Annotated in this window: 22 protein-coding genes and 1 pseudogene; 21 read left to right on the forward strand and 2 right to left on the reverse strand. The window is 72.6% G+C overall.

Going from position 1 to position 19,410, the window contains the following annotated elements:
* The first annotated feature begins 62 nt into the window (after positions 1-62).
* The gene (locus tag RM844_RS14135; RefSeq protein ID WP_311667489.1) at positions 63-620 is read left to right on the forward strand and encodes a dihydrofolate reductase family protein; all 558 of its coding nucleotides are present in this window, start codon (positions 63-65) and stop codon (positions 618-620) included.
* A 68-nt stretch (positions 621-688) separates the two neighbouring features.
* Here RM844_RS14135 and RM844_RS14140 read toward each other — a convergent pair.
* Positions 689-1,048: pseudogene (locus RM844_RS14140) on the reverse strand (hypothetical protein); the annotation flags it as partial.
* A 7-nt stretch (positions 1,049-1,055) separates the two neighbouring features.
* Here RM844_RS14140 and RM844_RS33555 point away from each other — a divergent pair.
* The 7 genes from RM844_RS33555 (at position 1,056) to RM844_RS14170 (ending at position 7,640) form a co-directional block, all read left to right on the forward strand.
* Positions 1,056-1,148, forward strand: a complete 93-nt coding sequence (locus RM844_RS33555; protein WP_394814501.1) for a hypothetical protein — start codon at positions 1,056-1,058, stop codon at positions 1,146-1,148.
* Between the two features lie 149 nt (positions 1,149-1,297).
* Complete coding sequence (locus tag RM844_RS14145; protein WP_311667490.1) at positions 1,298-1,798, forward strand: hypothetical protein; 501 nt, start codon at positions 1,298-1,300, stop codon at positions 1,796-1,798.
* A gap of 507 nt (positions 1,799-2,305) precedes the next feature.
* Positions 2,306-3,730: a hypothetical protein gene (locus RM844_RS14150; protein ID WP_311667491.1), complete on the forward strand. Its 1,425-nt coding sequence runs from the start codon at positions 2,306-2,308 to the stop codon at positions 3,728-3,730.
* Positions 3,731-3,836: 106 nt separating this feature from the next.
* A complete protein-coding gene (locus RM844_RS14155; RefSeq protein WP_311667493.1) occupies positions 3,837-4,568 on the forward strand; it encodes a restriction endonuclease in 732 nt (243 codons plus the stop codon).
* Positions 4,569-4,642: 74 nt separating this feature from the next.
* On the forward strand, positions 4,643-5,236 hold the full coding sequence (locus RM844_RS14160) for a TetR/AcrR family transcriptional regulator (RefSeq protein WP_311667495.1): 594 nt from the start codon (positions 4,643-4,645) through the stop codon (positions 5,234-5,236).
* On the forward strand, positions 5,233-7,065 hold the full coding sequence (locus tag RM844_RS14165) for an alpha/beta fold hydrolase (RefSeq protein WP_311667497.1): 1,833 nt from the start codon (positions 5,233-5,235) through the stop codon (positions 7,063-7,065). Before RM844_RS14160 ends, RM844_RS14165 begins: the two co-directional genes overlap by 4 nt.
* Entirely contained in the window at positions 7,062-7,640 is a 579-nt protein-coding gene (locus RM844_RS14170; RefSeq protein ID WP_311667498.1) for a hypothetical protein, read from the forward strand. Before RM844_RS14165 ends, RM844_RS14170 begins: the two co-directional genes overlap by 4 nt.
* 232 nt (positions 7,641-7,872) lie before the next feature.
* Here RM844_RS14170 and RM844_RS14175 read toward each other — a convergent pair whose 3' ends face one another.
* On the reverse strand, positions 7,873-8,490 hold the full coding sequence (locus RM844_RS14175; RefSeq protein ID WP_311667499.1) for a hypothetical protein: 618 nt from the start codon (positions 8,488-8,490) through the stop codon (positions 7,873-7,875).
* 150 nt (positions 8,491-8,640) lie between these two features.
* Between RM844_RS14175 and RM844_RS33560 the strand changes: the two genes are divergently transcribed.
* The 13 genes from RM844_RS33560 to RM844_RS14235 all read left to right on the forward strand — a co-directional run bounded on the left by RM844_RS33560 (position 8,641) and on the right by RM844_RS14235 (position 19,393).
* Positions 8,641-8,985 carry a YybH family protein gene (locus RM844_RS33560; protein ID WP_394814506.1) on the forward strand — a complete coding sequence of 115 codons (345 nt, stop codon included), beginning with the start codon at positions 8,641-8,643 and terminating at the stop codon, positions 8,983-8,985.
* Positions 8,925-9,416 (forward strand): hypothetical protein, encoded by a 492-nt coding sequence (locus RM844_RS14180; RefSeq protein WP_311667500.1) that lies wholly within the window; start codon positions 8,925-8,927, stop codon positions 9,414-9,416. Before RM844_RS33560 ends, RM844_RS14180 begins: the two co-directional genes overlap by 61 nt.
* Positions 9,417-9,564: 148 nt before the next feature.
* A complete protein-coding gene (locus RM844_RS14185; RefSeq protein ID WP_311667501.1) occupies positions 9,565-9,813 on the forward strand; it encodes a hypothetical protein in 249 nt (82 codons plus the stop codon).
* On the forward strand, positions 9,810-10,094 hold the full coding sequence (locus RM844_RS14190) for a hypothetical protein (RefSeq protein WP_311667502.1): 285 nt from the start codon (positions 9,810-9,812) through the stop codon (positions 10,092-10,094). The genes RM844_RS14185 and RM844_RS14190 overlap by 4 nt, the downstream gene beginning before the upstream one ends.
* An 896-nt stretch (positions 10,095-10,990) precedes the next feature.
* Positions 10,991-11,959: a ParB/RepB/Spo0J family partition protein gene (locus tag RM844_RS14195; protein WP_449657325.1), complete on the forward strand. Its 969-nt coding sequence runs from the start codon at positions 10,991-10,993 to the stop codon at positions 11,957-11,959.
* Between the two features lie 208 nt (positions 11,960-12,167).
* Positions 12,168-12,461, forward strand: coding sequence for an Os1348 family NHLP clan protein (locus RM844_RS14200; RefSeq protein ID WP_311667504.1), 294 nt, complete (start codon positions 12,168-12,170; stop codon positions 12,459-12,461).
* A 328-nt stretch (positions 12,462-12,789) separates the two neighbouring features.
* The gene (locus RM844_RS14205; RefSeq protein ID WP_311667506.1) at positions 12,790-13,668 is read left to right on the forward strand and encodes a hypothetical protein; all 879 of its coding nucleotides are present in this window, start codon (positions 12,790-12,792) and stop codon (positions 13,666-13,668) included.
* Positions 13,658-14,920, forward strand: a complete 1,263-nt coding sequence (locus RM844_RS14210) for a hypothetical protein (protein ID WP_311667508.1) — start codon at positions 13,658-13,660, stop codon at positions 14,918-14,920. Before RM844_RS14205 ends, RM844_RS14210 begins: the two co-directional genes overlap by 11 nt.
* Positions 14,917-16,227: a class I adenylate-forming enzyme family protein gene (locus tag RM844_RS14215; RefSeq protein WP_311667509.1), complete on the forward strand. Its 1,311-nt coding sequence runs from the start codon at positions 14,917-14,919 to the stop codon at positions 16,225-16,227. Before RM844_RS14210 ends, RM844_RS14215 begins: the two co-directional genes overlap by 4 nt.
* Positions 16,217-16,537, forward strand: coding sequence for a phosphopantetheine-binding protein (locus tag RM844_RS14220; protein ID WP_311667510.1), 321 nt, complete (start codon positions 16,217-16,219; stop codon positions 16,535-16,537). Before RM844_RS14215 ends, RM844_RS14220 begins: the two co-directional genes overlap by 11 nt.
* Positions 16,530-17,252 carry a 2OG-Fe(II) oxygenase gene (locus tag RM844_RS14225; protein ID WP_311667511.1) on the forward strand — a complete coding sequence of 241 codons (723 nt, stop codon included), beginning with the start codon at positions 16,530-16,532 and terminating at the stop codon, positions 17,250-17,252. The genes RM844_RS14220 and RM844_RS14225 overlap by 8 nt, the downstream gene beginning before the upstream one ends.
* Before the next feature lie 39 nt (positions 17,253-17,291).
* Positions 17,292-18,035: a 2OG-Fe(II) oxygenase gene (locus tag RM844_RS14230; RefSeq protein WP_311667512.1), complete on the forward strand. Its 744-nt coding sequence runs from the start codon at positions 17,292-17,294 to the stop codon at positions 18,033-18,035.
* Between the two features lie 101 nt (positions 18,036-18,136).
* The gene (locus RM844_RS14235; protein WP_311667513.1) at positions 18,137-19,393 is read left to right on the forward strand and encodes an MFS transporter; all 1,257 of its coding nucleotides are present in this window, start codon (positions 18,137-18,139) and stop codon (positions 19,391-19,393) included.
* Positions 19,394-19,410 lie beyond the last annotated feature (17 nt).

A 19,410-nucleotide genomic window follows, 5' to 3' on the forward strand; every position in this document is an offset into this window, starting at 1 on the left:
GTGCGCAAGTCACCCCTGCGGGACCGGTCACATGCTGACGCACGCGTACCCGAAGGAGACACATGGCAAAGCTCATCTACTCGATGGTCAGTTCGCTCGACGGCTACGCGGAGGCGGCGGAGGGCGACCTCGGTACCGGAGCCGACGACGAGGAGGTACACACCTTCATCAACGACCTCTTCCGCCCCGTCGGCACGTACCTCTACGGCCGACGGATGTACGAGACGATGGTCTTCTGGGAAACCGCACACACCCAGCCCGACCATCCGCCGCACATCCTCCAGTACGCCCGCGACTGGCAGGCTGCGGAGAAGATCGTGTACTCCACGACGCTTGGTTCGGTGTCCAGCGCGAAGACCAGGATCGAGCGGACCTTCGACCCCGATGCCGTGCGCAAGCTCAAGGCCGATGCTGAGCACGACCTCACCGTCGACGGCCCGAACCTGGCGGCCCAGGCGATCGCGGCTGGCCTGGTCGACGAATACCACATGTTCATCACCACGAGCGTGGTCGGCGGCGGCAAGCGGTTCTTCCCTGACGGCGTGCGCCTCGATCTCGACCTGGTCGAGGAGCGTGCCTTCGCCAGCGGACTGATCTACGCCCGCTACCGGACTCGCTGAACCCGCACCGGTCGGTCCCACCCGGCGAGGCCGAGCCAGGGCAGGTGAGACCGCGCGCGGTCGAGGCTTCATCTGGGGGGGTCCGCGGTAGCGGATGAGGGGGCGCGGGCAATCCCGGTGAAGGCGAGGAAACGTTCGGCTGTGTGTGCGTGGCGGCGGTGGAGGCGGCGGCAGCCGGCGAGCCAGGCCATGGTGCGTTCGGTACCCAGCTGGGCCTTCGAGCCGTACTCGCCGCGGTCGACGGGGATGCGGAACCGTCAGGTTTCCCGGTGCGAAGCCCGTGCGTTCACCGAGTCGACGGCGCGGCGGGCCCAGTCCAGTTCGCCGCGGGAGCCGAGCTCGTCCAGGACCAGGCGGTAGAGCCTGGCCCAGACCCCGGCCTCCGTCCACTCGGTGAACCGCCGACGCGGCGTCGACCCCACGCTGCCGGCCGCCATGGCTGCTCCGTTCCGACGCGGAATGGACGCCGGACACGGGGCGGACAGCGCCTCCAGCCTGGTGAAGCTGATGAAGACGGTCAAGGCGTAAGCGCGGGTCGGCGAAGCGTGGGGAAGGCCGGCCTGACGCTCCCTCGAAAGACCGACGCACCGCGACGAACGGGCACCGGGGCGGTAGCCAAGCAGCGCCGGCCCGGCACCGGCGGGCGGCGCCCCGCGCGTCGGTCGCATACTCGTGACATGACAGGCCCGCCCGACCGGTTCCGCGATCCGCGTGCCACCACCGACCACTTCGTTGGCCTGGTCCTGGTCAGCTGCCCCGGGTGCGCGCGGGCCGCACGGGTCGTCCGCGCGCCCGGCGACACCGCTGCCGGGGGCCCGATCCTGCGCAGTCCCCGCCGCCTGGTCTGCGGCGGCTGCGGGCTGTCCCGGCGGTGGGACGGCCACCTCGGCCGGCTCTCGCCCGGCGCCGCCCAACCGGCGAAGGACCCGTACTTCGGGCAGCCGCTGTGGCTCCAGGTCCAGACCCGGCACGGCTGGCTGTGGGCGTACAACCTCGAACACCTCGACCTGCTGCGGCACTTCGTCCAGGCCACCCTCCGTGAGCGCGCCACCTGGTACGACACCCGCCAGCGGATGACCCTGGTGGCCCGCCTTCCGGCCTGGCTCAAACGGGCGCGGAACCGGGAGGAGATCCTCCGGGCCATCGCGCGGATGCCCCCCGCACCGGCCATTGCCTGAACTTTCGGCCACCCAGGGTGCGATTCACGCCTGTTGTCAACAAGCGGCGGTCACCAACCGCCCGGCAGGACATGCTTGTGGGCGGAACATCGGTCCTGCGCACAGAATGGGGAGCCGTGCTGCGACGGATTCACGGGTTCGGGCCGAAGCGACAGGACAATCCGCCGCACAGCGGGGGATTCGGATAACGCGCTGACGGCTGGGGGAAACCAGCCGGCCCGCCCACGCGCCCCGCGTGAACTCGCATTCCGCACGGCATTCCGCCCGCCATGTCATCACCAGGACCCCGCCACCGGTGGCGGTCCCGGCGTGCCGTGTGTGGATATCTGACGTCCCGCGTTCCCAGGCTGCCGTTCTCCGCGCCCTTCGACCGGCCTTCCCACGCGCCTTTCGCCCGCATCAGTGTCTCACCGAAGGTAGGGAAAACACCTCGTGCCGTCCTTGCTGACCTACTCCGTCATCACCAATCCGACCTCGCTACAAGCCTCGGAACCCGGTGTACCCTCCGTGGGGGCGGTGTACGTGCTGGTCTCCAACACGCACCACTCCAAGGTCGAGTGCGAGTACATCGACGTGGAGATCCCGGTCGGCAACGACGCCCGAAGCCTGACGAACGACCCGCAGGCCATCAAGCCGAGCGTCGACCCCAGTTACCCGACGAAGCCACGGGAGAAGCCCAAGCTCGTCCTCCAAGGCGCGACGGTCTTCCGGGCGCAGCTGCCCGGAAAGAACTTCGAAGTGCCGAGCCACGAGTCGCTGGTTCTGGAGTTGGCCGGCATACCCGTGGCCGGCGAAGAGGGCCTGGTGCGCCTCAAGATCCACGAGAAGGCCGGCGGCGGTGACAGCAACAGGCCCATCCGGCGTGACCCCTTCACCGAAACTCTCGGCGTGGTGAAGCAGACGCCCAAGATCCCGCGCAACTTCCGCCCGGAAAAGACCTCCCGGGTGGACGCGGACAAGGAGCAGAAGATAACGCTGCTGTGGGACGGGCCGAGCAACCTGGATTACTGGCTGCGCGACCCGGAGGGTAACGAGGTCCCCGCTTTCGCGGCGAGCACGGGCCCCCAAGTGACCCAGCAGCCCTACCGCTACGCCGTCCCCGCCCCGAAGCGAGGCACCACCTACACCCTGATCGCGGGAACGAGCACGACGGGGGCGAACCCGGTGGGGGGATACTTCCTCACCACCACGGTGCACGCGCGGATTCCCGAGTTCGAAAGCGGAACGCGCACCCCGTGGATCGAGGGCACGCAGGAAAAGGGGCGCGTCGCCTTCTCCGGGGCGGGAGTGGAGATCCGCAAGAACATCAACGAGTGGGGGACGGTCGCGGCCGACCAGGCGGACGTGAACGGAGTCCACACGAAGTGGGTGCAGGGTCGGGACGACGCGGCCGGTTGGATCGAGTTCCCGGCGGCCGGGGTGAACGTCTTCCGGGGCGGCGGCAGCCGCGACTGGGGGACCGTCGCGGCCGACAAGGCGGATCTCAACGACCTGGCCGCCAGCCGGGCCCAGATCCAGCAACGCCTCACCATCCGGGGCGGGTTGACGGTCGCCGGCGTGCTGGAGACCGAGGACGGCCCGCCCCGGCTGCTGGTCCACGGCCGACTGGACGTGGACGGCGGGCTGAACGCCGCCGCGAACGTCGTCGCCGCCGGTGACGTCACCGTCAACGGGGTGCTCCGCCCGACGCGGGACCTGGACGTCGGTGGCGCGATCACCGCCGCCGACCTGACGGTCCGGGACAAGCTGACCACCCAGCACGAGCGCTTCACGCTGGTCGTCCACGGGGAGTCGCTGTACCTGGGCAAGGTGAACGCCAACCGCCACCTGTCCGTGCGCACCGGCGAGGCATGGATCATGCACACCAACGACGACCAGATCTCCGTCCAGGCCAACCTCCGCGTCCACGGCGCGTTCCGCTCGGACAGCTGACCCACCGTCCTGACCGGCCGCCGCCCTTGCCGACCCATCCACCCGCACCGGCCCTGGCCGACGACCCGGCCGCCGGCAGCAGGCCAATCTCCAGGAGGACCACCCCGTGGCGAAACGACGTTCCCGCAAGGCCCAACGCGCACAGCGGATTCGGCGGCTGGCGGCCGCCGGGGCCCTGCTGCTCGCCGCCGGTGTGCTCACCCTGGGCTGGGGCGTCGTGCTCGCCGCCGTCCTGGTGGCGGGGCTGACCGTACTGGCGTGGTGGGGGCGCCGCGTGCACCGTCGGCTGCGGGCCCGCGACCGGGAATGGCAGCGCCAGGAGGCGGTCCTGGCCAACAGCCGTTCCCTCACCACGGTCGACACCCTCTCCGGTACGGCCTTCGAGGAGCTGGTGGCCGCCCGTCTCCGGGAGGACGGCTGCACCGAGGTCGAACGCGTCGGTGGTGGCGGTGACCAGGGCCGCGACGTCACCGGTCGGCTGCCGGACGGGCGCACCATGGTGGTCCAGTGCAAGCGGCTGAACCCGAAGCGGGGCGTCGACGCCCCCACGATGCAACGCCTGTTGGGCACCCGCACCCACTTCGCCGCGGACCTCGCGCTCTGCGTCACCAACACCCGATTCACCACGCAGGCGGCAGAGTTCGCCGTCGCCAACGGCATCGTCCTGGTGCACCGGGACGTCCTCGGGCCCTGGCTGCGCGGGGCCCGTCTGGCCACGCTGATCGAACTCAACGGAGCCGGCCTCGGCGACCGCGCGCACCTCCGCACCTGGCGGCAGGCCTACGGCGCCCCCCACCGCGGAAGGACCGTGCGCCCACAGCGTTCTGACCGCCAGTGAGGCGGCCGGCAGCCGGTGGGGTGCCCCGAGTGGCAGCCCTCGCAAGAATCTATAGACCGGTCTATTATCGCGGTGTGACCGGACCCAAAGGAGCACGCACCAGCGCACGGCTGGCCGAGTCGATGCTCGAACTGATCCAACGCGACGGCTACAGCGGCACGGGACTCAACACCGTGGTCGCCCACGCGGGCGCCCCCAAGGGCTCGCTGTACTTCCACTTCCCCGAGGGCAAGGAAGCCCTCGGCGAGCGGGCCGTCGAGCTGGCCGCCACCCGCTTCGCCGACCTCCTCGCCGACGCGGCCCGCCAGTCCGCCACCCCCGGGGCGGCCGTGCGCCACCTGACCACCGTGCTGGCCGGCCTGGTCGAGGAGAGCGACTACCAACTGGGCTGCCCCGTCTCGGTGGTGACCCTGGAGATGGGCGGGCGCAGCGAACGGCTGCGCGCGGCCTGCGCCAGGACCTTCGAGTCCTGGATCGCCCCGGTGACCGAGCTGCTCGTCACCCACGGCCGGCCCCGGCCCGCCGCCCGCGCCCTGGCGACCGCTGCGGTCAGCATGGTCGAGGGGGCGATGATCGTCTCCCGCGCGCAACGCTCCACCGAGCCGCTGCACCACGCGGCCATCGCCCTCGCCGCGCTGCTCGACCACGACGCCGGGCCCACACCATGACCGCCCCCGACCGCCACGCCCTGGTCCTGGGCGCCAGCGGCCTCATCGGACGCCACCTCGTGCTGGCGCTCCACCAGGCCGGCGTCCGGGTCAGCACCGCCAACCGGAGCCCGGCCGCCCACCGCCGACTGACCCACTGGCTGGCCGAGCGCGAAGTCCACCGGCCACCGCCCGACCTCCGCGTCGACTACACCCGGCCCACGCTGATAGCGGGGGAGTGCGACGACATCACCGAGGTCCACAACTGCGCCGGCGCCTACCGGTTCGGCATGAGCGAGGACGAGGCCCGCCGCGCCAACGTCGACACCGTCCGCGCCGTCGTCGCCTTCGCGGCCCGCCTGCCGCGCCTGCGCCGGCTGGTCCACGTCTCCGGCTACCGCGTCGGCGGCCAGGGGGACCCCGTCGACCTCAGCGCGGAGCGGCGCCGGCGCGCCTACCGGACCCTCGGCGCCTACGAGGCATCCAAGGTCGAGGCCGACACCGTCTTCCGGGCCGAGGCCGAACGGCTCGGCCTGCCCTGGTCCGTCGTCAACCCGTCGAGCGTCATCGGCGACAGCCGCACCGGCGCGACCGACCAGTATCTGGGCCTCGCGCAGAGCCTCAAGGACCTCTGGCAGGGCACCCTGCCGGCACTGCCGGGCAACGCGCACACCTTCGTCCCGGTGGTCGCCGCCGACCACCTCGCCCGCTTCATGACCCTGCTGCCGACCGACCCGGCCACCGCACGCGCCGCCTACTGGCCGCTCGCCGACGACACCCCACCTCTTCCCGAACTACTCACGCTCGTCGCCGACCACTACCGCGTCCGAGCACCCCGAGCCCGCGTCCCGGTGCCGCTACTCAGGCGCCTGCCCCGGCGACTCACCGGGGCCGACCCGGAGACCCTGACCTTCCTGTCGAGCGACCGCTACCCGACCGCGTCGGCACACGCCCTCGCCGCCCGCCACCAGCTGACCCCGCCCGACACCACCACGACGATCCTCCGCTGGGCCGACCACCTCGCCGCCCACCGCTTCGGCCACGCCCCGGCCGGCGACCGGCGGTTCACCACCCCGGGCGGCGTCCGCACCTTCCAACTCGGCGCACCACAGGCGCCCACCGTGCTGCTGCCGGGGCTGCCCGTCAACGCCGACACCTGGGCGCCGGTCGTCGCCGAGCTGGGCCATGCCCGCGCCCTCGACCTGCCGGGCCTGGGCATGAGCGCGGGCGGCGAAACGGACTGGCCGGCCTGGACGGCCGCCCTGACCGGCGAGGCCGGCGCCACCCACCTGGTCGGCCACTCTCTCGGCGCCGCCGCGGCCGTCGAGGCAGCCGCCGCCCACCCCGACGCGGTACACCGACTCACCCTCGTCGCACCGTTCTTCCTCCAACCGTCCCCGACCCGCCCGAGCGGGTGGGCGCCCGTCAGCCGCTGGTACCTGAGCCGGGTGTCCGCCGAGGCCCTGGCCCAGCGGCTCACCGGCACCACCGCGCACGCCGACGCGCTCCGCTCCAGCGTCACCGACCTCCGCCGCGGCACCGCCGCCACCGCCGCCCGCCTGCTCGCCGCCACCGCCCGGCCCCGCTGGCGCGCCGCCCTGCGGGCCGCCCTGCGCCGCCACCCCGGCCCCGTGCACGTCATCGTCGGCGCCAACGACCCACTCACCCCCGACGGACACGCCCTCCTCGACGCCCTCCCCCACGCCACCGTCACCACCCTCGACGGCGCCGGCCACCACCCCCAACTCACCCACCCACGGCAACTCGCCGACGCCATCACGGCACCCGCCGACACGCCCGCCCCACCGCCCCGCGCCGCGCCCACGCCCTCCCACCGGCCCCCGGCATGAACGAACACGAGTTCATCGCCCGCCTCGACGGTGCCGAGCGGGTGTCGATCACCGTCCACACCGACGGCCGCCTCCAGGTCGCCATCGCCTACGAGTTCGGCTACCGCCTGGACGAGATCCGCGGCGGCGGCAGTCGCACCCTGGTCTTCCTGCGCGACGACTCCGAAGCGGCCCGCCACCGCGCCGCCTGGGCCGGCCACCACCACCGGACAACCCCCAATGGTGCCTGGTGGAACGCCTGTTGGCCGCCTCACGTCCGGTCGCGACCGGACGCGGTCACCCCCGCCCAGGCCGGAGCCGCCAGAATCGCCGTCCACCACCACGACCGCGACGGCACGTCCGGCATCCGCACCCTCCTCCTCATCGCCGGCACGGCGGCCCTGGCCGGAGCCGGCTACGCGCACCACACCCACTGGCTGGCCCTGACCCTCCTCACCCTGGCCATCCTCCTCCTCACCCTCGTTCCCACGGCCGCGCGCCTGGTCCGCACCGCCCACCACCGCCAACTCGCCCTGCTCCGACGCTTCGAGGCCCAACGCCACCCACCGCCCCCCGACGAGCCGCGGACGGGTTGACCTTCGGGACCGCGCCCAGCGACCGTGGACCAACCCCGGGCCTCGCCGGCACGGGCATCACGGGCGCATGGACGGTCCCCGGAAACACCCCCGTCCGCACGGCGGAGTGTGTGGGCTTCCGACATGAGGGAGGGGGCGGCGGCAGATCGGGGCCGCGCGCCGCGACGTGCTGCTGTTCTCGCGCCGCGACGACGAACCGTGAAACCGGTTCCGCTGGTCCGCCCCCTCCGCGTCAATCGCAGTCGACGCGGTGCGTACCGCCCATCACCGGGTTGACCTCGTCGCCGTAGACCCTCAGCCGGCCGCTCTTCTCGTACCAGGTCAGCTCGTACGTGCCCGCGTCGATGGGCCGGTAGCCGTCATCGGTGCGCCAGGAACCCGACGGCTCCCGGACGATGTCGATCGGGCCCGCGGCGTACACGTCCCCCCAGCCGGCCTTGATGAACCAGGCCTCCCGCACCACGGCCCGGCACCCGTCCGGGCCGGCGGGCTGAAGAACGTGATAGTCCGCCACGACGTCGCGCGCCAGGCCGAACGCGCTGACCAGGCCGGCCACGGTCGCCAGCAGGCCACGGACGACGCGGGACGGCGTCACGCGCCGCGGCGGCGGCCCGCCGGCCGCCGACCGCCGTCGCCGCACCAGGACGACCCGCATCAGGACCAGGGACCCCACGAGCAGTACCGCGCTCACCACCCAACCGGGGATCACCTGATCCAGGACGACGAACAACACACCGCTCCAACCAACGCCGATGGCGAGGAGCAGGCACCCCGTGGCGACGGCCGGCGGCAGGGCCGATCGCGGGACTAATCGGCGCAGCCGGCTGATACGAGACTCATCCGTCCTCACCAGCCCACCCTACGGCCCCACCCGTTCCGTCACAGACCGACCGGCGGGCCAACTCGCCGTCGAGGCGGGGGAGTACGGCGGTGTCTCGGTCGCACGGAAGCCAAGACCGACCGCCCTACAGGCCGATCGGCAACCCAACTCCACGCCTCCATCGACGCCTGGCGGCGGCACGACACGGCCGCGGTGCTGGCCACGTTGACCGACGACTGCGTGATCACCGAGTGCTACGGGCCGGTCTACCGGGGTCGGCGGCGCGTCGAGGAGTGGATGCGCGCCTGGTTCGGCGCCGGCCGGCCGGTCGACGGCTGGCGCCCCCACCAGCAGCCGCGATGTTCCGCCAGTCGCCGGCGGTCACCCGTCCGCCACGCCCACGTGGCGCCGCGACCGGGGACGGGCGAGTCTTCGACGTGGGTATCGAACTCTCTGGAGGGCACATGCGTGAGAACGCCCGGCTGCTGTCGAGGGCCTTGGGTCTGGCCACCACGATGGCCCTGATCCCGGCGGGCGCGCTGGCCGCGCCGGCCGCGCCGAACAGCGACATCCCGCCGTGGCGGGACCTGGCCACCGTGAAACGCGCCACCGCCGCCTACCACGATGTGACCCGAGCGGAGGCCGACGGCTTCGTGCGGACCTCCGAGTGCCTGCCGGAGAAGGGCCTCCACTACCTGCGGTCGGTCGCCGACAGCGCGGAGGACCTGGACCTGACCCGCCCCAACGTCCTGGTCTACGAGCCCTACCCGGACGGCGGCCTTCGGCTGCTCGGCGTCGAGTACGCCTCCCGCACGCCGGGCGAGTTCCTGGGACAGGAGCTCGAACCCTCCAGCGTCGTCCCCTACTACCTCCTGCACGTCTGGGTCTGGGACGAGGAAGCCGACGCGGACGACATCTTCGCCGCCGACAACCCCCGCATCACCTGCGGCACCTGACCCGGCCGCCGCCCGAGCCGGCCGCCGGTCCCGAACCGCGCGCCGCGCAGGCCGCGTTCCGGGCGTGACGGCCGGCTCGGCTCCGGCGTACCGGGTCATCGCGCCGGGTGGAGCCGTTACCCTGCTGGGGACGGCGAGTGGAGGCGTGATGAGTCAGAGTCCCGAGACGGCGGGCGAGATGCCCAGCCCCGAGGAGATCGTCGCCATGCAGGACCTCGGCGACCAGGCCCGTGCCCGCGAGGAGATCGGCGCCGCCACCGACGAGGCGGCTCGTCGTCGGGTGCTGCGCTACTGGTGGTCCTGTGGTCGGCTCTCCCAGCGTCCCGGCCGTGCGCAGCAGTACGCGGAGGCCGCGTTCGGTGAGGGTCCGTGGCGTCGGATCGAGGGTGCCGCGTGAGTCGGTGGGACGTCTACGGCGACCCCAACCTTGAGGAGCAGTTGGTCAAGCACCACGGCAGCCCGCCCTGGGACGCGCTGCGGGTGCTGGTCCGCCGGCTGGAGTGGCAGGCGGACGAGGCCGGGCACCCGCTGTCCTACCCCTGGTCGGACTCGCTGCGCCGCGCCGTGATCGAGGACGAGACCGAGGTCTACGGCGTCGTCGAGTACATGATCGAATCGCGGCGCCACCAGATCGCCCGCATCCTGACCGTCGACTGGCTGCCCGACATCACGACCTGACGAGGCATCCGGCCGGCCGCCGCCCCGACCGCCACGGAGCGCCCGTCCCGGTGCGCCGGGGGCCGCTGATCAGGACGGCGGGGCAGGGCGGAGGGCCAGAACAGCGACGTCGTCGGAGTTGTCGGCGCCCAGACCGATCAGGAGCTCGTCGCAGAAGACGTCGAGCGGCTCCCGCACCAGATCGGCCGTGTGCCGGCGGAGGAGAGCGCGGTCCGCGCTGCGCGCCGCCGCCCGCTCCCGTGGGAGCGGGCCTGGCCGCGGCCGCTTGCCGTGCGAGGCCTGCCGCCCGCCGGGGGAGTGGCAGGCCGACACCGCCGGCGGGAGTGCGCCGGGCCGCACGGGATCTCTGCCCTGACGGTCCCGTTTCTATGCTTTCGGATCGCAAAGTGTGCCCATGGTCGCGCTGACGTCGACCGATGTCCGTCGTCCGGCATCTCGCGTTGCCCACCCACCGTTGCCGGCGTGTGCGGGGCCTATGGCGTGCCTGATGTTCGTCGCGCGCCGGTGAGCGCCCGCTGAGCATCCGCGTTCCGAAACGAGGGGTTGACTGGCATGCCGCATATCTGTGACGTTCCCTCAGGTGTGCGATCGCGTACTCGCGAGGTTCAGGGAGGGCGGATGGCGGAGAGGTATCAGGAGGCCGCCGAGCACTCCTGTGTCGCGAGGAACCCGGGGCGTGGGCGGCCACGCCGGGTCCTGGGCGTGGCCGGCGGGCCGCGCCGCGCGACGGTACCGGGAGACCGGGAGCCGCGACCCGGGTGCGCGACCGAGCCTCGACTGGTGTGTGCACGTTGTGGGCTGAGAGGACATGACCATTGTGTGATGAAGCGCAGCAACCGATCCAAACCGTACTGATCGACGAACTGCTTCCGGCGGACACGCCCCGCATGGAAGGGGTGAACGAAGAGCACGCGCGGGCGCTGGCCGACAGCGGGCGGGAGTTCGAGCCGATCCTGGTGCACCGGGCCCTGGGGCGTGTGGTGGACGGGATGCACCGGATGCGGGCCTCGGCCCTGCGGGGCAGGCGGGAGATCGCTGTCCGGTATGTCGATGGGACTCCGGACGAGATGTTCATCCGCTCCGTGGAGAGCAACGTCAACCACGGGCTGCCGCTCACGCTCCGCGAGCGCAAGGCGGCCGTCGTCCGCATCCTCGCCTCTCATGCACACTGGTCGGACCGGGCCATCGCGACCGTCACCGGGGTCTCGCCGAAGACCGTCGGAGCGGCCAGAAAGCGCCTTCCGACCGAGGAAAATCCTCAGTCGGAAGCGTCGGCCGGACGCCTGGGCCGGGACGGCCGGGTGCGTCCCGTCAACATGGCGGAACGGCGGGACCGGGCCCTCGCACTGCTGGTCGAGAGACCCGGAGTGACCCTGCGCGAGGTGGCCAGGGAAGCCGAGGTCTCCATCAGCACCGCCCATCGCCTGCGGCAGGAACTGCGCTCCCAGGCCGCAATGCCCGTGCCCGAGACACGCCGGCCGGCGTCCGGGGAAGGCGACGCGGGCGGGGCTCCCTCACCCCTGGCCGAACTCATCGTCGCGGCATCCCGACGCGGTATCCCCGCGGTCCCGACCGGCCGGGACGGCGCTCCCGGGCCGGCGGGTCAGTCGCGCATCAGGGCCCTGGAGACCCTTTCCAACGATCCGTCGATCCGCTTCACGGACAGCGGGCGCGCCCTGCTGCGCTGGCTCAACGGTCAGGATCGGGTGTTGGCGGCCGGTGAGCAACTGCTGTCCACCGTGCCACCGCACTGCGCCCAGGCGCTCGCCGAGGTGGCGAGCCACTACGCGAGAGCGTGGGAGCGGTTCGCCGTCGAGCTGGGGGGTTCGAAGCGGGTGGACGGCCCCCTGCGCGCGGTGCGGTGAACCGCCCGGCCGGCGGTGCGCACCGCCGGCCCCTTCCGCTGGGTGCCGCGTTCCCGGGACCTGGCCCGATCGGTACCCACTGCCTTTCCCGGAATTTCTCGGCACTTCTCTCTGGGAAATCTCTTTGCTTCCGGAGCGCCGTTGACAGTCGCTTTAAAAGCGCCTTAGTGTGCGAATGCAATTACCTACTCCACGGAGGTGTTCAGGCATGGCAGAAACTCTCCAGCTCACCCGGGACCAGGTTGACTCCGCGATGCGGGCGGGCATGACCATCGACGCGCTCATCGGCCGTCTGGCCTACGACGAGGAGTTCGCGAAGAACCTCGCCGCAGACCCGCGGGCGACGATGGAGAAGGCGGGGCTGGCCTTCGACAAGGAGGGCATGGACAGCCTGATGGTCGTCGACTCCAAGCGGTTCGACGGTGCCTGTGAGGCGCTTTTCAACCTGGTAGACGCGGAGTTCCTGTACAAGGTCGCCGCGCCGTCCTGCGACCCGTTCTGACCGACCGCTCGGTCTGTGTGCGGCAGGGTGACGCGGCGTGAGCCGCGGGTCCGTGTGATGTCTCACCCGTGAGGCGGCACGGATCGACGTGGCCTGGTGGCTGACTCGGAATCGGCCGGTTTCACGCGTGGACGGCGCAAGTCCCACGTGGGTTGACAAGAATCCGCCATCAGGTCACACTCCGCTCTCCCTGATTTCAGTCATTTACTATCGCGTGTGTTTGCTTATTGAGAAAAAGATCGTATCTGGCCGCCGTCATCGCCGAAGGGATTCCATGACCGCCGTTCATTCTGGCGATCTCGCCAGTCCGCCCCAGCCCGCGATCGGCATGCCGGGCGCTGACGGTGTGGTGCGCCAGTTGGTGCCGGCGGACGCGCCGGAGATCCGCGCGGTGACGGGCGGCTTCGGGCTGGCGGACGAGCGCCTGCGGCAGGAGTTGGCCGCCGCCGACGACTTCCGTTGGCTGGGACTGACCGACCCGTCCGGACGGCTGAGCGCGGTCCACCGGAGCCTGCGCTGGGGTCCCTACCTCTTCCTGAAGGGCGTCCACGTCCGTGAGGACGTGCGCGGCTCGGGGGCCGCGATGCGGCTGGCGTTCGCGCTGCGCTCGGCGGCCAGGTCCGAGGGCCTGGCCGGGATCGCCGTCTGGTACGAGCCGGGGATGCCGGAGTCGGGCATCGCCGAGCTGCTGGGCGTGCGCCCGGGCCGGCCGCTGGTGCACCGCGTCACCCTGCCGCTGCCGGCGGACACCTCGTCAGGGGACGATCGGCCGCCGGTCGTGGCGGCCGGCCGGCGGTGGTTCCGCGGCGAGACGGAGCTGCCGCTCGGCGCGGCCAGCGACGCGTCCGCCGTCGTCGACCTGTTCGCCGAAACCGCCCGTGGGCGGTCGTCGTCCCCGCGGACGCGGCGGATCGCCTGGGTGCTGGACGGCCGCCGGCTGGTATCGAGCGTGAGCCTCGGCCCGGACCCCGCCGCGCTCGCCGCGCTGGTGCGGGCGTTGGGGCCGGTGGCACGGGCGCGTGGCGCCGACACCCTGGAGTTCCCGGTCCTGGCCGCCGACGTCCTCGGCGCGCTCCAGTTGGCCCGCGCCAAGGCGCGCCGTCGCAACCGGGTGCCCGTCTGCCTGGGGACGCTGCGGTTCGCCGGGCCGTCCGCCCCGGGCGGCCCGCGCCCCGCCGTCGCGGCGGAGGTGTCCCGTGCCGACTGAGCCGAGCCCTCACCGGGCGCGCCGGCTCTGTGCCGAGGGCGATCCCGACGAAGCGCTGGCGCTGTTCACCCGCCGCGGCCTGGACCTGGCCGCCGCGCGCCGGCTGCTGGCCGACCGTCAGAACCCGCCGGTGCCGGAGCCGGGGCTGCGGGAAGTGGTCCTGACCGACGTCCGGGGCCGCACCACGGAGCTGGCCGTCTACACCCCGGAGGGCACCGACGCCCGTGAGATGGGCGCCCTGGTGCTGCTGCACGGCGTCGGCGGCAGCGGCCCCGCGCTGCTGCGCCGGTTCCAGGCGTTCGCGCGGCGGTTGAACGTCTCCCTTCTCTGCCCGACGGCGCGACCGGTGCGGAGCCGGTCGAACCAACTGGACCTGGCGGGCCTCTTCGGCAACCGCTTCGACGCGCCGTGCTGGGACCTTGAGGGCGCCGACTTCCCGCTGGCCGCGCTGCGCTGGGCGCGGACCACGCTCAACGCCCATCCGGACCGCTGCGTACTCGGCGGCACCTCGATGGGGGCGCTGGCCACCTGGAACCTGGCGATGCGGTACGGCGACCGCCTCAGCGCCGCGCTGCCGATCAACGGGGCGCTGTCGATGTGGGAGACGTTCGGCACCGACCGCAGGAAGCGCGCGCTGCTGCACAACGTGTTGCCGCTGCCGCTGTTCGTGGTGCACGGCGCCCAGGACACGCAGATCCCGCCCCGGTTCGACCGGGAGTCGGTGGCCCAACTGCGCGCGGCCGGACACGGACAGCTGCGGTACACCGAGGTGGCCGGCGGTCAGCACGCGTTGGAGACCCTCGACCTGGTGAACGGGGACGGCCCGCTCTTCCGGGAGGTGACCGACTGGCTGGCCGCCCGACGCCGGCCGGGAGCGGTGACCGACATCAGGCATCGGGCCGTCGACGACGAGCACGGCCGGTGCCACTGGGTCGCCCTGCGGGGGATCACACCCCAGGCCGTGGCGGAGGTCCACGCCGAACGGCTGGCGCGGGACGCGATCCGGATCGAGGTGACCGGAGCCGAGGAGGTGGCCCTCCACCTGCGCGGTGACCTGTTCGCCCCGGGCCGCGTCCGGGTGCGGCTGAACGGGGCCGAGCACACCGTCGAGTTCCGCCCCGCGACGCGCCGCCTGCTGGAGTCCTACCGGGCCACCGGCGACCCCGGGCTGCTGGACGAGCAGGTGGTCACGCTGCCGGTGCCGGCGGTGCGGGACGGCCTGGACGCCGCAGGGGTGGGGGAGTCGACGTGAGCGAGGATCGGCCGTCCCTGGCGGCCCGCGTCCTGGCCCAGGGCTCCCGCGTCGACGGGCGGGTCCTCGGCGGCGACGGCGGGATCGTCGAGACCGCAGGCGCCCGGCTCTCGGCCGCCGGCGTGCGGCCCGGGCACGTCGTGCTGCTGACCGGGCTGGCCGCGGCCGACCTGGCCGGCGGGATGCTGGCGGCGTGGCGGCTCGACGCGGTCCCGCTGATCGCGCCACACGACCGGAACCTGCCAGCGGAGCTGACCGGCGTCTGTCACCTACGCGGAGCCTTGGAAGTCACACCGGCGGCCGGGCACGCGACCGTGCCCGGGCTGGAGCGGACGGCCGTTCTGATGCCGACCTCAGGGAGCACGGGCGCGCCCAGACTGGCCAGGCGCGGCGTCGCCAGCGTGCTGGCGGAGGCCGCCGGCTACCAGGACTACCTCGCGCTGACGCCCGCCGACCGGGTCGCGGTGCCGGTGCCGATGACCCACTCCTACGGCTGGGGCGTGGCCATGAGCACGCTCCTGACGGGCTGCGACCTGTACAGCACACCGCCCAACCAGGCGCGGGCGCTGGCCCGGCTGATGGACACCGGAGCGGTCTCGGTCGTCGCGTTGACGGCGGGCATCGCGCGGCTCCTCGTGGAGGTGCGGCGCAGCGGCGCCCAGTCCGTGCGGGCCACCCTGGTGGGAGCGGGTCGGGTGCCGGAGGAGCTGGCCGAGGCGTTCACGGCGCGGTTCCGCCGGCCGCCGCAGCGCGGTTACGGCTCGACCGAGACGGGCGGCACGTTCCTCGGCACCAGCGGCATCGGCAGGCCGGTCGCCGGCGTCCGGGTCCTGCGACCGGCGCCGGGCGCGGAGGGGGAGCTGGTCATCAAGTTGCCGGCGCCGGTCGAGGGGGTGCTGGGTGCCGAGCCGACCGAGGTCTGGCACACCGGCGACCTGGTCCGGTGCGACGCGGACGGCGTCTACCACCACCTGGACCGGCTGCGGCCCGGTCTGCGCCTCAACGACCGGTTCGTGGACGCCGACGCGATCACCCGCCGGCTGCGGCGGATCCCCGGGGTCACCGACGTGCGGCTGCTGGTCCTGGGCCGGGCGGGCGCCACGGCGATCGAGGACCTCTACGCCGTGGTGGAGCGGGACGCCGCGCTCGCCGAGCCCGCGTTGGAGCGCTGCCTGGCCGGGCTGCCGGCCACGGTGCCGCGCCCGCGCGTCCTGTGGTGCCCGCGGGTGCCGCGCAATGTGCTCGGAAAACTCGACCGGGACTCGTTGATCGCCTGGGTGCGCGAGGAGGTAGGCAGTGGGAACTGAACGGGGCGGCGGCGCGGAGTCCGACCGCGAGCTCGGGGCGCTGGTCGCCGCACAACTGGCGCGGATGCTGGCTGATCTCGGGGGCACGTCGTTCTCCCGCGACGCGATCATGACGGACGAGAGCCTGCGGAACAGGGACCTGGTCCAGTTCGGGCTCGGTTCTCTCGACTGGATCAGGCTGGCCGTGCGCGTGGGTGAGGAAACCGGTCTTGAGCTTCCGGAGAAAGCCTTCGTGGACGCCGAGTTCCGGACGGTGGCCGGCTGGACGACGGCTCTGGCCGAGCTGAAGGGAGAGGAAAATCATGCGTGAAACGCACCGACGGGACAGGTTTGTCGTCTTCGACGACTTCCTCGACGAGGCGACGCTGACGGAGCTGCGCGGACAGCTGGACCGCTCCACCTTCTCGGAGGTGAACAGCGTCATCTACCCGGACACCGACGGCCAGGCGTACCGGTCCCGTGGCGCCTATCTGAAAGGCGCCGCACTCGGCAGCCCGGGCGGCGGCGGCCGGCCGAAGGCCTACGAGAAGATCCTCAGCGTGGTGGCGGCCGAGCCGGGCATCTTCGGGGCCAACGGCGACGACTGGGACCGGGCGGCCTTCACCTTCTGGCGGTATCCGGCGGGCAGCCGGCTGAGTTGGCACAACGACGTGGGCGGTGGCCGCCGCGGCGAGTACATCCTCTTCCTCCACGACACCTGGAAGGCGTCGTGGGGTGGCGAACTGATGATCCTGGACGAGGACCCGCCGCCGGCGTCGAGCGCCGACTTCGAGGACTTCATCGCGCAGATGGAACTGCAGGTCCGGCGGTCGCGGGTCAGCCCGGTGGCGATCCTGCCCAAGCCCAACCGGCTGGTACTGGTGCGGGCCGGCACGGCGCACCAGATCAACCGGGTGGACCCCACGGCCGGTTCGGAACGCCGCACCCTCACCGGATTCATCTCGAAGAAGTCGAACGAGAACACCACCGAGGCCCGGGACGCGCTGCTGCGTCTGATGCGGGAGTCGGCCGGAGCCGCCAGGTAGCGGCGACGCCCTCGTCAGGACGGAGAAAGGGAACAAGACATGCAGATCACGGAGCGCGGGGAACGCTACACCGTCATCGACGACTTTCTCGACGACGCGGAACTGGCGGAACTCCGCCGGGTCATGGAGCATTCCAAGTTCTCCCCGGCGTTGAACTCCGCCACGTCGGTGCTGACGCCCGAGGACGGCGCGGCGTACCGGGGACGGCGGACCGTGGTCCGCAGCGGCGCGTCCGACCAGACCGCCAACGGCGATCCCGCGGCCTACGGGCGGATCGTGCGGACCATCACGGCCGAGGACGCCATGTTCGGCACGGCCCAGCGGGACTGGAACAAGCTGGGGTTCACCTTCTGGAACTACCCGGCGGGGTCCCGGCTCGGCTGGCACAGCGACGCCGGTGGCGGGCGGCAGGGCTCCTACATCCTGTTCCTGCACGACGAGTGGCGCGCCTCCTGGGGCGGCGAGACGCTGGTCCTCGACGAGGACGCGACGCACCCGAGGGACGGCCGCGACCCGAAGGACGTCGAGGCCTGGGTCCGGGAGGCCGACCGCGACCTGGTCGCCGTCCTGCCCAGGCCCAACCGGCTGCTGCTGCTCCAGGCCGGGACCCCACACCAGGTCAACCGGGTTGACCCGACGGCCGCCCTGGTGCGGCGCAGCCTCACCGGCCACGTGTGGAAGAAGGCGGAGGAGAGCGGGGCGGCGGCCCGGGACAGCCTCCGGCGGTTCCTCGGGGCGCTGGAGGGGGCCGCCGGGGAGCGGGCTCCGCACGGCACGTCATGAGCGAGCAGCCGACCGGCCCGAAAGCCCATACCAGCCCACGCCCGGGCCTTCTCGCCCGGCTCGCCGGCGCGGTTTCCTGGCGCGGCGAGGTGCGGGGCCCGGTGGAGCGACGCCTCGCCGCGGCACTGATCACGCTGTATGTGGCCACCGGCCTCTCGTTCTCCGTGCTGGTCGTCTACATGCTGCAACAGCAGCAGCTGAGCCCGGCCGTCTACGGGCTGGGCGCGACCGTCGCCGCCGTCCTGGGGCTGGTCGCCGGCCCGGCGATCGGCACACTGGCGGACCGGTTCAACGGGTGCGTCCTCTACGCCTGCCTGATGTGGACGATGGCGGTCGCCACCCTCGGCCTCACCGTGGCACCGCCGCTGGTCGCGCTCGGCCTGCTGAGCGTCCTGGTGATGTCCGCCCGGGGGAGCGCCGCGATCCTGGCTGCGCTCGTCGGGCGGGCGGTCGGCCGGGACCGCAGGCTGCGGTTCCGCGCGGTGGTCCGGGCGATGAGCAATGTGGCGATGATCGTCGGCCTCGCGCTGGGCGCGGTGGTGCTGGCGCTGGGAACGCGGGCGGCGTTCCGCGCCTCGTTCGTGGTGGAGGCCGTCGCGCTCTTCGTCGCCGGGTTCCTGGTGTGGCGCGTCCGGCGGCGGGTCGTGGTGGCCGAGGAGGAGACGCCCGCCACGGCCGACGGCCCGGGCGAGTCGGCGCGCGGACTTCTGCGCGACCGTCGGGTCGTCGTGTTGATGGCGCTGGGCTGGCTGTTCGCCCTCGCCGAACCGATGTTGACGATCGCCATCCCGCTGTGGGTGGGCGCGCGGATGGACGTGCCGATGTGGATCGTCTCGGTCGCGCTCGTGGTGAACACGCTGGGTGTGGTGGTGTTGCAGGTACCGGTGGCCCGCCGGGTCACCACCGTGCGGCAGGCCGCGCGGTCGGCCCAGCTCGGGGCGGTCTTCTTCGCGATCGCCGCGGTCATGTTCCCGCTGGCGGCCGTCCTGTCGGAGCGGGTGGGCGTCGCCGCGGCGCTGGGGGCGGTCGCGGTGCTCGCGGTCGCCCTCGTCGTCGGCAACATCCTTTCCTCCGTGGGCTCCACGGGGCTGCTCTACGACATCGTCCCGCAGCAGTCATACGGGAAGTCCCAGGGCCTGTACGGCATGGGGTTCGACGTGGCGAGCCTGGCGGCCCCGGCGCTCTTCGGTTGGTTCGCGGCCGGCGGTGGCCCCACGGGCTGGTACGTACTGGGCCTTCTCTTCGTGGTCAGCGTGCTGCCGGTGCAGTGGATCCAGCTGCGCACCCGCGACGCCAAACCCGCCACGAGCACGTGTGACCCGGCCAAGCCGGACGTCTCGGCGGCTCCCGCCGCCTGAGGAACGAGAGGTGGTAC

Origin of the sequence: Streptomyces chisholmiae (assembly GCF_031845445.1) — a bacterium.
Classification (GTDB): Bacteria; Actinomycetota; Actinomycetes; order Streptomycetales; family Streptomycetaceae; genus Streptomyces; species Streptomyces chisholmiae.